This is a genomic window from Streptomyces sp. NBC_00690 (genome assembly GCF_036226685.1).
Taxonomy (GTDB): Bacteria; Actinomycetota; Actinomycetes; order Streptomycetales; family Streptomycetaceae; genus Streptomyces.
This window is the reverse complement of record NZ_CP109009.1, coordinates 8,461,322-8,474,430: the sequence shown is the minus strand read 5'-3', so window position 1 is coordinate 8,474,430 and position 13,109 is coordinate 8,461,322. Positions and strand designations below refer to the sequence as shown.

The following is a 13,109-nucleotide window of genomic DNA, read 5'->3' as shown; positions in this document are numbered from 1 at the left end:
GCCGATCGTGGGCGTTTCCTGAGCAGCTGACTTCGGTCCGAGATCATCGCCCGGCAGGTCGCCGGGCCTCGTTGCCATGTCTTCGTACGAGCTCAGAAGAGAGAGTGCCACCGTGCCCCGTCGTTCATCTGCCCATGCTTTGGACACCCGTATCAGCCTGCTGCGCGACATCGCCCACGCCGACCAACGGCTGGAGGGAGTGTTGCTCTATGGATCGTGGACGCTGGGTGAGGCGGACGCCCATTCGGATCTCGACGCGTACCTCTTCGTCAATGACGCCGATGCCGACACCTTCGACGGACGGGCGTTCGTGGAGCAACTCGCCCCGCTCAAACTGGCCTACACCAACATGTACGGCATCCTCGCCGTGGTGTTCGACGATCTGATGCGGGGGGAGTTCCATGTGGAGGCGGCGGGCTCGGCGGTGGCCGAGATGGCGTCTTGGCGTGGGGTCGTGCACTTTCCCGACCCTGACCGCGCGGTCCTGCTCGATCGCACCGGGCGGCTCACCGCAGCGGCCCGAGCCCTCGCCGAGTACGAACCGCCCGAGCCGGTCGCCACGGCGCAGCAGTTGACCGACGAGCTCGCCAACTGGACCCTGATGCTGGCCCATGTACTGGCACGCGGCGAGACCGCACGGGCGTACGCCCTCCTCCACACCGTCATCGCTCCGCAACAACTCCAGTTGTGTCGGCTGCTGAGGGGCTCGACGACCCATTGGCTGACCCCCAGCCGGGCGCTGGAAGAGGACCTACCCGCCGGGGACCAGGAGCGGTACACGGCCACCACGTGCCGCGCGGTGGACGCGGGCGTACGCGTCGCCGCCCGGAAGAGTTGGCAGTGGACCCGGGACCTGGCCACCGAAGCGGCCCAGCGGTGGCGCATCGCGCTTCCGCTGCCGCTCCACGAAAACATCGGCACCCAGCTGGCGGCCGAACGGTAGGCCCAGGCGCTCCTGGCCGTGGGGGACCCGATGCCGGTGAGGGGGCCTGGTGGGAGGGGCGTCGGGTGCGCTCCGCCTCCATCCAGTGGACGATGGGAACAGAGCCCCGTCCGCCCCGGCCCTATATCTCCGGGGCACTCCTGAAGGAAGGCGTAACCATGGTCGGCAAGGACGTGCCCGACGACGCCGCGGGCGACGAGGTCTATCAGCCGGCGTCACCGGATGACAACGAGGTGCCCGAGGACGAGGGTCTGCTCGACCCGGAGGACACCCTGCTCGACCGTGGTGTGGACCCTTACGACGAGGGCTGGTCCCCTCCCGAACGCCCGCTCGGCGTCGGGCGCAGCGGAACCACCGCGCGTGAGCAGCACGAGGGCGAGACACTGGACGAGAGGCTGGCGGAGGAAGTACCCGACGCCGGAGCCGATGCCTGGCGGGGCGACGGGATCGGCGATGCGTCCGACACTGATGGCGAGGCGCTCGACGACGAGGTGGGAGACCGCCGCGCCGGCCGTCTCGTGGCTCCGGACGAGGGCGCACACGAGGACACCGAGAAGGATCTCTTGGCGTGGGACGTGGGCATCGACGGGGCTGCCGCTTCGGCCGAGGAGGCGGCGGTGCACGTCGTCCCGGACGACGAATCGCTCTGAGCGACGGCACGGGTGCGTGCCGCACTCGGAGGCCGATCGATCATCCTGTGCAACGCGTCGCGCTCGCCCGTGCTGTCGTCCTGACCCGTTCCACACTGCCCCCCTTCCATCCACACTGACTTCCAGGTGGGGCTTGCGCGGCCTGGATACACCACCCCCGTCGTGCGCCCCGGCGCTCGTACGCACCTCGCACTGCTTCCGGGTCCGGCTCCGGCCTCTCCTTCTCGCTGTGGGGCAGATAGCAGGCCGTACCAGGTGATTGCGCTCGAACATCGCGCGTGCCATCCGAGCATCACCGATCGAAGAACCCACTTCGAACACCAAGGGTGTTCGATCGCTCACCATCAGCCAGATTCCCCCGCATGAATCCCCGACTCCTGAGGTAGGGATGTCGGCTGATGCATCAGGGGTGGGATGCACTGGCAGGGAGAGGGGTTTCCAGACGATGTCGTTGAGAGTCCTGCGCCAACGCCATGAGCGGGGTGCCGGGTGACCCTTCCCGACACCGAGGGCCCATCTCCCACCGGGACCACCGAAGTCGAGCAGTCCACCGAAGCCGAGCAACTCATCGACGTCGAGCAGTTCATCGAACTCTCCGTCACCCTCACCGGATTCAACGCAGCCGAACTCATGGGCACCGCCATGGCGGGGGTCTACCACGCATGGGTCTGCCAACAGGTGGACCCTGGGCTCTGCACCGAGTTGATCGGCGCCTCGGCCGATGGATGCGCCGAGCTCGACGAAGGCCCCGTACGGGAACTCGCCCGCTCGATCTGCCATCTCTGGTACCTGGGAGTGTGGCCGTGCCCAGACGGGCAAGAGCACCCGACGGCCCCCACAGTGATCTCCGGTCGGGCCTACGCACAGGGATTGGTGTGGCGCAGTTTCGGCGGCCACGCACCAGGTGCCGGCACTCCCGGATACGGGTCGTGGGCCGAGCCACCGGCCGAAACCAGCGGAGGTGAGGAGCGTTGACCGCATCAGAGCACTTCGATGTGATCGTGGTGGGGGCCGGTGTTGCGGGCTCCCTCATCGCCCGGAGCCTGGGGGATCGGGGCTGGCGCGTCCTGGTGCTCGAAGCCGGGCGGGGCGATGGGGCCGGTGCGCCCGCCGTGGACGTGGAGCGATTCCGTTCGGCACTGGTCAAGGTGCCGAGCGCGGCCATCGCTGCCAACCCCCTGGCGGCCTCGCCCGATGTGTTGGACCTCCGCGGTGATCCCGGCGGCGGATACCACGCCGACGGATACCTTCTCCAGAACGGCCGGCTTCCCTATGCGAGTGGATATCTGAGGGTCAATGGCGGTACCGGTACAGCGTGGACCGGCCTCACCCCTCGGATGCACCCGGAGGACTTCGACACCGAAACCTTCGGCTACGGACGCAACTGGCCTATCGACTATGCGGTGTTGGAGCCCCACTACCGCGCCGCTGAGCTGGAGTTCGGCGTGGCCGCCGATGTGGCGGAGCAGCGGGATCTGGTCAGTCTGCCCCTGCCCGACGGCTATGCCTTTCCCCACTCCCCCGTTCCCGCCAGCCACCTCGACCGGGTGGTGGCCGGCGCATTGGACGGACACGGTGTCCAGGACCCGTTCGCCACCCGTTCGACGGAACTCCGCGTGGTGGGTACCCCACAGGCGCGCAACACCACGAGCACCGAAGCGCACGGCCCGGTGTGCGAGGGCAGCGCGAGTTGCATTCCGGTCTGCCCCACCGGAGCGAAGTACACACCGGGGCGCACCCAGGCCCGGTGGAGCCCCTCGGTCGCCCTGGTGACCCGGGCGGTGGTGGGGCGAATCATGCCGGATGCCGTGGGGCGAATCCGCGGTGTCGAGTACCAGCGGTACGACGACCCGGCTTCACCGGCCGGCGTGATCCGGTGCACGGCTGATGCGGACATCGTCGTACTGGCTGCCCATGCCATCGAGAACGCCCGGCTCCTCCTCGCCTCCGGCCTCGCCAACTCCAGTGATCAGGTGGGCCGCAATTTGATGGACCATCCGGTCCTGCTGACCTGGGGGCTGCTGCCGGAGCCGATCGGCCCGTACCGGGGGCCTGGGTCGACCTCCGGGCTGGAGGGGTTCCGGTTCGGTCCGGTCCGGGGTGCGCGTGCGCCCTTCCGCATCGAGATCGGCAACTGGGGTTGGAACTGGGCCGTCGGGGCGCCGGACGTCGAGGTCAGGGCACTGCTGCGGGACGCAGGACCGACCTTGCCCGGTGGTGGCGGCCGGCGCGGGTTGCTCGGCACCGCGCTGCGGCACGCCGTGGGGAATCGGATCGGTCGACAGTTCGCGTTGCAGTTCGAGATGGAGCAGTGCGCCGACCCCATGAACCGGGTGACCCTCGCACCGGGGCAGTTCGACCTGTTGGGTAGTCCCCGCCCGCTATTGACGTACGACCTGTCCGACCATGTGAAGGCGGGGATCGTCGCCGCCAAGTCCGTGTCCGACCAGATCTTCGCCCTGCTGGGCGCGGAGGACCACAGCCGGTACGAGCCCGGTCCCTTCCAGCCGGGATGGTTCGAGTTCGAGGGCCGGCCCTACGCCTACCGTGGCGCAGGGCACGGGGCGGGCACCCACATCATGGGGAACTCGCCCGCCACGTCCGTCGTCGACTCGTGGCAGCGCTGTTGGGACCACCCCAACCTCTTCGCCGTGGGCTGCGGCAGCATGCCTTCGCTGGGCACATCCAACCCCACCCTCACGATGGCTGCGATCACCCTGCGCAGTGCCGAACGGATCCACCGCGACCTCACCGCACTCAACGGGCCGATTCGCCTCTCGGCTCGTGGTCCGTACCGAAACCCCCGTATCGGCAAGGAGAACGACAACGCATGAGCGAGCTGGATCTGCCACCCGTCGCAGCGCCCTATCTGCTGCCCTTCCACTACGGTGCACTGCACAACATCGGAGTGGACTTCCTGGTCGACCCTGCTCCGGTGCGCTCGGTACTGGCCGAACGCCATCCGGATCTGAGCGTGGCCGAGTTCGACGGCGGCACCTGTGCAACGCTCAACTACCAGCTGTACTTCGCCCAGTACCCGAACGGCGGCGGCATCACCCAGGAGATCGAGTACAGCGTGATCGCCTACCCGACGGCGAGCGCCGATCGTCTCGCCCGGTTGTCGTACGACCAGTTCGCGCGGGGGTACGACCAGACCAAGCTGTTGGGGATCGCCCGGCTCCATGTGCTGTGCGACAACCCCTTGGCCATCGCGGCGGGCACCACGCTCTACGGAGAGCCGAAGTATCCGGGCGGTTTCGAGGTGACACTGCCGTCGCCGAACGGCCCGGTGGCGGACCTCTGGCACATCGTCTGTCGGCAGGCCGCGCCTTCCGCCGCGGAGGAGGGGTCCACGGGTGAACTGCCGGCGCTGCTGTCGTTGTGGGCCGATCTCACCGGCGTTCCCAGGACTGCGGTGAACAACACGCCCATCACCGGCTACGGCACCGATGATGCTGGTCGACCATTGGCCGGTCCGATGAACGTCTATCAGCCCTACCAGTACACGTCCTTGACCGAAGCCGACGCCGAACGGGTGCGATTGACCGTCCATGCCCCCAATTCGCCCGTCGGTACCGACATCGTCACGCTGATCGGTGCTGCCCCGGCCCGCGGGGTGTGGACCTATCAGTCGCCTCCGGTTGCGGCCCACAACCGTCCGTACTACGTGCCGCGGAGCAGCACCCGGCGGAGCGTCTGATGCGGAACGCCATGGACGGACCGGCCCGCGCACACTCGCCCCCGCCGACCCCGGGTGCCAGCAACGACTTCCGGCCGTCCGTGCGTCGATCGGGCGACGCCCGCCCGTGCGGGGAACAAGCCCGTGGAGTCGGGCGCTGACATGGATATGACTTCTGGACACCGCATCAGCATCGAGCAGGGCAGCCAGCGCGTACGGGTCGTGAAGGACGGACAAGTGCTCGCCGAGAGCACCAGGCCCGTCGTGCTGCGCGAAACGGGTTGCCCGGTCCGCTACTACCTGCCGCCCGAGGACGTACGCGTCGATCTCCTGACCCGCTCGCAGACCAGCACCCACTGTCCGTTCAAGGGCGACGCCGCCTATTGGTCGGTTGCGGGCGCGGATGATCTCGTCTGGGCCTACCCCGACCCCAAGCCCGAGGTGGCGGAGATCAAGGATCACTTCTGCTTCTACGACACCGAGCTCGGCTGACCCCGGATCGCACCGACCCACCCGTCTCAGGTCTCGTGGAGCTCCTGGACGGGTGGGCTCACCCAGCGGTGTCACCGCATCGGGTGAGACTTCCGGTGGGACGGATCGCTACGGTCGCCGAGCGGGGGGAGCCACGCCAAGTGAATTCTGCCTGGGCCGCCGACCGTTCGAGAAGCGACCCATGCGTACTCACGCCCTGTGCCGCACCCGTGTCAGCGGCGAAGTGCGCGCTTTTGCAGGGCCTCCAACGGTCCGGTGTCGAAGCGTCGCAGCCACAAGGCTGAGCCCACCATCAGCACAAGGCAGACTCCCGCCCACAGACCGATCACCCACCACGGCCGCCAGGTCTCCCCGAACCGGTGTGCCAACCCGAGACCGATGCCGTAGGCCAAGAACATGCACAACACGTTCTGGAGGACATAGCCGGTCAGAGCCGTTCTGCCCACGCAGATGAGGCTGTGGAGCACCGGACCCGTACGTCGGACTCGGTCGGTCAGCAGGCCGATGAGCCCGATGTAACCCAGCGCCGACAGCGGTCCTGCGACATAGCGATCCAGCAGGAAGTAGTCGCCTCCCGCCAGTGACGCCATCACACTCAAAGGAACGCCGAGCCCCAGGCCCCACAGCAGGAGGCGGGCACGAATGCGACGACCGGTGTCGTCCGCGCCGAAAGCACCGGCCCGGAAGAGTCGTACGCCCAGGAGGAACAGGAAGACCAGCAGACAGAAGGACAGTACGGGCTCCAGCCTCAGGGCCAGCATGTTGTCCAACCGGAACTTCACCTGATCCAGATAATCGCCGTGCGCATAGAGATCACTCACCTCGCGGGAGACCCTCTCACCACCCCCGGATTCCGCGGCGACGAGAGCCGTCGTCAGCAAGACCATCAAGGAGACGTGGATGCCCGCCGCCCACCACATCACGCGGCTCTGAGCGGTGGCGGAACGGGTGAGCAGCCATGCCACCAACAATGCGGTGACGGCGTACCCCATCAGCACGTCCCATGCGAAGACGAAGACGAAGTGGATCGTGCCCTCGGCGAAGAGGAAGAGGGCACGCCATCGATAGCGTCCGGGCCACGGTTCATCGCGCCGCTTCGCCGAGCGGTACTGGATGGCCAGCCCGACGCCGAAGAGGATCGTCAGGAGGGCCAGGAATCGTCCGTTCGCCACGAGGCGCAGAAGGCTCTCCACCGCAGCCGGAAAGGAGTCCAGGGAGAACTCCGCCGTGCCCTGGGCGAGGACGCCCCACTCGGCCCCCGGAGCCGTGAAGATCCACACATTGGTCAACAACGTGCCGAGGATCGCCACTCCCCGCAGTATGTCGAGCAGTGCGAGACGGCTACTCGTGGCCGAGGTGGCGACCGGTGATGTCCTTAAATTCGTCATGCTTCCATCGTCTCGACGCAGGGCTCAGACACGTCATGACCAGGGACGAAGACGACCTACACCGAAAGTCGTACCGGTTGCGCGATGGGGCTCGGGGTCTGACTCGACCGCCTCCGTGCAGGCAGGCACAACCTGTCAAAGGAGGGCTCCTTGAGGGCGTCGTCACCCGCGGTGGGCGTCGGGCGCGGTCCGTGTGACGTCCTCATCCGGACGAACGGCACACGGACCGTGGCAGCTACGGAATGCGCGCGACGGCGCCCCAACCGGCTCGTTCGGTGACCTTGCCGGTGGTGGCGTCGGGCCGCCAGTTCGGCCAGGAGACCAACCCGGGCTCCACCAGATCGAGCGCGTCGAAGAAGCGCGCGATCTGCTCCGGGGTGCGGAAGACATAGGGAATGGCGCCACTGGAGTTGTAGGCGTCCTGGGCCGCGGCCTGCGCGGGACTGTCCGCATTTGCATGGCTCAGGGCGAGGTGGCTTCCGGACGGCAACTCGGCGACGAGCCGGGCGACCAGGGCCAACGCCTCGTCGAAATCGACGATGTGACCCAGCACATCGGAGATGACCAGGGCCACCGGCTCGCTCAGATCCAGTGTCTCGGCCGCTCCGGCGAGCACCTTCGGGGTGTCCCGCATATCCGCCTCGATGTAGGAGGTGGCGCCCTCGGAAGTGCTGGTCAGGAGCGCCTGAACGTGGAGGAGGACCAAGGGGTCATGGTCCACGTAGACGATTCGGGCATCCGGTGCAATGCGTTGGGCGACCTCATGGGTGTTGTCCGTGGTCGGTAACCCGGCCCCCAGGTCGAGGAACTGTCGCATTCCGGCTTCGGCCGCCAGATAGGTGACAGTACGTCGCAGGAACGCACGGGACTCCTTCGCCATGACCTCGATCAGGGGAAATGCCTCCCGGTACGCGTCGCCGGCGATTCGGTCGGCCGGATAGTGCTCGTTCCCGCCCAACCAGTAGTTCCAGACCCTGGCGGAGTGCGCCACCGAGGTGTCAATGCGCGGTTGGGGATCTTCGCTCACGGTGTTTCCCTTTCGGTCGTCTGTGTACGAGTCGTCCGGAGCATGGCCGTGTGGTGCGCGGCTCACCCATCGGGTGCACCGCCAGGTGCTCCTCCCGGTGATCCCCCACAGGCTGCCCCACCCGCCATCTGAACATGGCGATCGCCCGTGATGGAGTCCTTCCCGCAAGTCATCCGATGACCGGTCCTGCCGTTCGGGCCGCGGTGACGGGGCTCCGCTTCCGGCCGTTGTCAGACCCGTGGTGCAGGATCGCCCCCATGACGATCACCACCGCCACTGCGTTCGCCAGCCGCGAGGAATACCACCACGCGGTCGACTCGGCCCTGGCTGCCTCCGCCGCGTACTACGGCGACGGCAGCAGCCCGCTCGACGACGCGACGTTCGACCTGCTCGCCCGCAGGATCGTCGCGCATGAGGCTGAGCATCCGGAGCACCTGCGGTCCGACTCGCCCACGGGCAAGGTCGCGGGTGGTGCGGCTCCCGTCGGGGATGTGGCCCACAGTGTCCCGATGCTCTCCCTCGACAATGTCTTCGACGCCGAATCACTGACGAAGTGGGGCGCTTCGGTGACCCGACGGCTGGGTGCACCCGTGGCCGGCGGCTTCGCCGTGGAGCCGAAGTTGGACGGTGCGGCGATCGCCGCGCGGTACCGCAACGGCCGGCTGGTCCAGTTGGTCACCCGTGGTGACGGCGTACACGGCGAAGACGTATCCCATGCGATCGGCAGCATCGTCGGCCTTCCCGAAAGACTCGACACGGACCTCACCCTTGAATTGCGTGGTGAGGTCCTGATGACCCACGAGCAGTTCGAGAGGGCGAATGAGACCCGTCAGGCACACGGCGCCAAGGTGTTCTCCAACCCGCGCAACGGCACGGCGGGCACCCTACGGGCCAAAGACCGCCCGTACACGATCGAGACCACCTTCTTCGCGTACGGCGTGGCCGGGGTGGACGCTGAGGCTCCGGGCCTGCCCGGGGATACCCACGAGGCCGTGATGAACCTGATCGCCGCGGCCGGGGTCCAGACCACCGCCACGGCGGGGGTGGGGATGCGCGTCCATGCGACATTGGAAGAGGTCCAGGCCCGGGTCGAGGAAATCGCCGGGCTGAGGGCCGCGTTGCCGTTCGGCATCGACGGCGCCGTGATCAAGGTCAATGACTTCGGGGAGCAGAAGACAGCCGGAGTCGCCACGCGTCACCCCCACTGGGCCGTCGCGTACAAACTCCCGGCGGTCGAACGACGGACCACCTTGGTGGCCGTGGAGTGGAATGTGGGGCGGACCGGCATCATCGCCCCGCGCGCCGTGTTGGAGCCGGTCGAGGTCGACGGCAGCATCGTGCGGTACGCCACCCTGCACAACCCGGCGTTCATCCAGGCCAGCGGCATGATGGTCGGCGACACCGTGACGGTGTGGAAGGCCGGGGACATCATTCCCCGCATCGAGGCGCCCGTCGTCGACCTGCGTACGGGTGCGGAGACGCCGATCGTCTTTCCCGATGCGTGCCCCAAGTGCGGCGGTGCCATCGACACATCCGGGGAGCGTTGGGAGTGCGCGGGCGGGACCGGTGGAGGCTGCGGTCTCCTCGCCTCCTTGAGATACGCCGTGGGTCGGGACCAACTCGACATCGACGGTCTGGGCACGACCTACATCGAGGCGCTGGTGGATGAGGGGTCGGTGGTCGACGTGGCCGATCTGTTCACCCTCAGCAGGGATCAGCTGGTGTCGGCAACGCGCAGCGAAAGGCGCGCTGACACGCTGTTGGCGAATATCGCCGCGGCCAGGAGCAAGCCTCTGAACAGGGTTTTCTGCGCCTTGGGCATCGTCCGGACGGGTCGTACGCTGTCGCGACAGATCGCCCGGCACTTCGGCACGATGGATGCGATCCGGGCCGCGGACGCCGATGCACTCTCCGCGGTGCCGAAACTGCCCGGTGCGAATGCCCCGAAGATCGCCGCGCACATCGCCGCAATGGGTCCGGTCATCGACAAGCTCGTCGCCGCCGGCGTGAACATGACGGAGCCGGGAGGCCCCGCCGAGACCGAGGTGGCCGGCGAAGTGACGGAGCTGCCGTTGTCGGGCCAGGTCGTCGTGGTGACCGGTGGGATGAATGGACCGTTGGCGGGGCGCAACCGCACGGAGATGAATGAACTCATCGAGCGAGCGGGCGGGGTTTCCTCGGGCAGTGTGTCGAAGAAGACCACGATCGTGGTCGCGGGTGAGAGTGCCGGATCCAAGCTGGCCAAGGCCAGGACACTGGGGACGAAGGTCCTCACGGAGCAGGAGTTCGCGGACGTCCTGGGGGATCACCTCGGCTGATCCTGACCGGCCCCCCGTAGCGCCCCCACCCATGTGCAGCACCGCCTGCTCCGCCCGCCCCCTGACCGGGCGGGGAGGACGGCGGGCCTTAAGATCCGGTCGGCGGCAGACCCGGGCGATTCGTCTGCGAGGATGAGGCGCATGGATGTACGAAACAGGCACCATGTGACGGTCAGCGGTCGCGAGGGCGGTCGGGTCGTGGTGCTGTCGCACGGGTTCGGGTGCGATCAGAACATGTGGCGTCTGGTGGTCCCGGCGCTGGAGCGCGAGTTCACCGTCGTCCTCTTCGACCATGTGGGGGCGGGACGCTCGGATCTGTCGGCATGGAGCGAGCAGCGGTACTCCACGCTGGACGGCTATGCGACGGACGTACTGGATCTCTGCCGTGGGTTGGCACTGGGCCCGGTGACCTTCGTCGGGCACTCGGTGAGCGCGATGATGGGCGTTCTGGCGGCGGCGCGCGAGCCGGAGGCGTTCGACGGTCTCGTTCTGCTCGCTCCCTCACCCTGCTTCATCGACGACCCGGCGACCGGCTACCGCGGCGGTTTCAGCGCCGCGGACATCGAAGAGCTCCTGGAGTCCTTGGACGCGAACTATCTGGGATGGTCCGGGGCGATGGCACCGGTGATCATGGGCAACCCCGAGCGTCCTGAGTTGGGCGAGGAGCTGACCAACAGCTTCTGCCGGACGGATCCGGAGATCGCCCGGTCGTTCGCCCGCGTGACGTTCCTCTCCGACAACCGCGACGACCTGTCCCGGGTCACCGTCCCCACCCTGGTGGCACAGTGTTCCCGCGATGCGATCGCTCCGCCCGAGGTGGGCGCTTTCCTAAAGGAGCAGATAGCGGGAAGCAAGCTGGTCACCCTGAACGCCACGGGTCACTGCCCCCAGCTCAGCGCCCCCGAAGAGACCGCCGCGGCGATTGCCGCATTCGCCGGCGCGCCACGGTGATGTGCACGACCAGCGGCGACCACGACCACGATGCCGAACCGGCCGAGCAGCCGCAAGACGATCGGGCCCTCTTCTCCTCCCTGCTGGAAGACAGTGCCGAGGACCTCTATGAGCATGCGCCCTGCGGATATCTCTCCACTCTGCTCGACGGACAGATCGCCAAGATCAACACCACGCTGCTTCGCTGGCTGGGTTTCGAACGCGGTGAGGTGGTCGGAAAGAAGCAGTTCTCCGAACTGTTGACGGTGGGCGGCAGGCTCTATCACGAGACCCACTACGCGCCGCTGCTCCGGATGCAGGGGGAGGTCAGCGGAATCGCCTTGGAACTCAGGGCCGCGGATGGGACGCGTCTGCCCGTGTTGGTGACCTCGACGGTGAAGACCGGTGGCGACGGACAGCCCCTGCTGATCCGCACCACGATCTTCGACGCCCGTGACCGTCGCGCCTACGAGTCGGAGTTGTTGCGCGCACGACAGGAGGCGGAGCGGGAGCGCGAGCGCCTCCAGCGGCTGGCCACCACCCTCCAGCGGACCTTGCTGCCCCCGACCCTGGCCAATGTTCCCGGCCTCGATGTCGCCGCGTACTACCACATCGCCTCGGCCGACGAGGTCGGTGGTGACTTCTACGATCTGTTCCCCCTCGGCTCCGGAACGTGGGGCATGTTCCTCGGGGACGTGTGCGGCAAGGGAGCCGCCGCCGCTGCTATCACCTCCCTGGCCCGCTACACGCTCCGCGCCGCTGCGGTCTACGACCCGGACCCGGCCGCGGTGCTGCGCAATCTCAACACCGTCCTGAACCATGAGTACAACGGTCAGGACCCACGGTATTGCACCGTCATCTTCGGTCTGCTCACCCCGGAAGGCGAGCAGGGCGGCTTTCGGGTCACGCTGGCCAGCGGTGGACACCCGCCTGCACTGCTGATGCGCAGCAACGGCCGGGCTGCGTTCGTGCCCACTCCCGGGGGGCAGCTCATCGGTGTGCTCCCCGATGCGCACATCGCCACCACCACGGTGCATCTGGATCCCGGCGACACCCTGCTGTTGCACACCGACGGACTCACGGAGGCGCACAGTGCCCTCACCGGTGACCGGTACGGTGACGAGGCCCTGTTGGACTTCGCGCAGGGTCTGGCTCCCACCAGCGCACCGGTTGCCCTCGCGGCGATCCGCGAGCTGCTCGACACCCTCGGCAGCGGGGTGGACGACGACACGGCCGTGTTGGCCATCAGCATCCCCCCTCCCCCGAGCGAAGAGCCCCAGTGACGCAGCTGAGCATCCATGTCCGCAACACTCCCGCCGGGCCGGTCATCGAGCTCAGTGGGGAGCTCGACCACCACAGCGCGCCGGAGGTGAGAGGCCGGCTGCCCGGGCTGGATCTTCGGTCCGGTCAGCAGTTGGTGATCGATCTGGCCGCGCTCACGTTCTGCGACTCCAGCGGCATCACCGTACTGATCGCGGCCCGCAATCGCGCGTCCGCTGCGGGGGCCTCGATCGCCCTGGCCGCGGTACCGGACCAGGTCAGCCGGATCTTTCGGATCGTGGGACTGACACAGATCTTCCCCACGCACCCCAGCGCGGATGCGGCCGAAGCCGCCTGGACGTCGACGGACGGCTGATCGCCCTCGGAGCGGCATGGGCTCCCCGCGAACGCGGCGGTTCGCC

General features: G+C 67.8%; 12 protein-coding genes. 10 read left to right on the top strand and 2 right to left on the bottom strand.

The window, feature by feature from the left end; all coding sequences use genetic code 11:
* Window positions 1–76: 76 nt before the first annotated feature.
* The 6 genes from OID54_RS36045 (at window position 77) to OID54_RS36020 (ending at window position 5,764) form a co-directional block, all read left to right on the top strand.
* Window positions 77–943: a nucleotidyltransferase domain-containing protein gene (locus OID54_RS36045; RefSeq protein WP_329026657.1), complete on the top strand. Its 867-nt coding sequence runs from the start codon at window positions 77–79 to the stop codon at window positions 941–943.
* 158 nt (window positions 944–1,101) lie between these two features.
* A complete protein-coding gene (locus OID54_RS36040; RefSeq protein WP_329027988.1) occupies window positions 1,102–1,593 on the top strand; it encodes a DUF5709 domain-containing protein in 492 nt (163 codons plus the stop codon).
* Window positions 1,594–2,082: 489 nt separating this feature from the next.
* Window positions 2,083–2,568 carry a hypothetical protein gene (locus OID54_RS36035; protein ID WP_329026655.1) on the top strand — a complete coding sequence of 162 codons (486 nt, stop codon included), beginning with the start codon at window positions 2,083–2,085 and terminating at the stop codon, window positions 2,566–2,568.
* Window positions 2,565–4,427, top strand: a complete 1,863-nt coding sequence (locus OID54_RS36030; RefSeq protein ID WP_329026653.1) for a GMC family oxidoreductase — start codon at window positions 2,565–2,567, stop codon at window positions 4,425–4,427. Before OID54_RS36035 ends, OID54_RS36030 begins: the two co-directional genes overlap by 4 nt.
* Complete coding sequence (locus tag OID54_RS36025) at window positions 4,424–5,293, top strand: hypothetical protein (RefSeq protein WP_329026652.1); 870 nt, start codon at window positions 4,424–4,426, stop codon at window positions 5,291–5,293. Before OID54_RS36030 ends, OID54_RS36025 begins: the two co-directional genes overlap by 4 nt.
* Before the next feature lie 141 nt (window positions 5,294–5,434).
* Window positions 5,435–5,764 (top strand): DUF427 domain-containing protein, encoded by a 330-nt coding sequence (locus OID54_RS36020; RefSeq protein ID WP_329026650.1) that lies wholly within the window; start codon window positions 5,435–5,437, stop codon window positions 5,762–5,764.
* 212 nt (window positions 5,765–5,976) lie between these two features.
* Here OID54_RS36020 and OID54_RS36015 read toward each other — a convergent pair whose 3' ends face one another.
* Together OID54_RS36015 and OID54_RS36010 are read right to left on the bottom strand one after the other, a co-directional pair.
* The gene (locus tag OID54_RS36015) at window positions 5,977–7,152 is read right to left on the bottom strand and encodes a DUF418 domain-containing protein (RefSeq protein WP_329026648.1); all 1,176 of its coding nucleotides are present in this window, start codon (window positions 7,150–7,152) and stop codon (window positions 5,977–5,979) included.
* 235 nt (window positions 7,153–7,387) lie between these two features.
* Window positions 7,388–8,179, bottom strand: a complete 792-nt coding sequence (locus tag OID54_RS36010; RefSeq protein WP_329026646.1) for an SAM-dependent methyltransferase — start codon at window positions 8,177–8,179, stop codon at window positions 7,388–7,390.
* Window positions 8,180–8,436: 257 nt separating this feature from the next.
* Here OID54_RS36010 and ligA point away from each other — a divergent pair, with 257 nt between their 5' ends.
* The 4 genes from ligA to OID54_RS35990 all read left to right on the top strand — a co-directional run bounded on the left by ligA (window position 8,437) and on the right by OID54_RS35990 (window position 13,063).
* Window positions 8,437–10,497 carry an NAD-dependent DNA ligase LigA gene (gene ligA, locus OID54_RS36005; protein WP_329026644.1) on the top strand — a complete coding sequence of 687 codons (2,061 nt, stop codon included), beginning with the start codon at window positions 8,437–8,439 and terminating at the stop codon, window positions 10,495–10,497.
* A 141-nt stretch (window positions 10,498–10,638) separates the two neighbouring features.
* Entirely contained in the window at window positions 10,639–11,448 is an 810-nt protein-coding gene (locus OID54_RS36000) for an alpha/beta fold hydrolase (RefSeq protein ID WP_329026642.1), read from the top strand.
* Window positions 11,448–12,710, top strand: coding sequence for a SpoIIE family protein phosphatase (locus OID54_RS35995; protein WP_329026641.1), 1,263 nt, complete (start codon window positions 11,448–11,450; stop codon window positions 12,708–12,710). Before OID54_RS36000 ends, OID54_RS35995 begins: the two co-directional genes overlap by 1 nt.
* On the top strand, window positions 12,707–13,063 hold the full coding sequence (locus OID54_RS35990) for an STAS domain-containing protein (RefSeq protein ID WP_329026639.1): 357 nt from the start codon (window positions 12,707–12,709) through the stop codon (window positions 13,061–13,063). Before OID54_RS35995 ends, OID54_RS35990 begins: the two co-directional genes overlap by 4 nt.
* The last annotated feature ends 46 nt before the right edge of the window (window positions 13,064–13,109 follow it).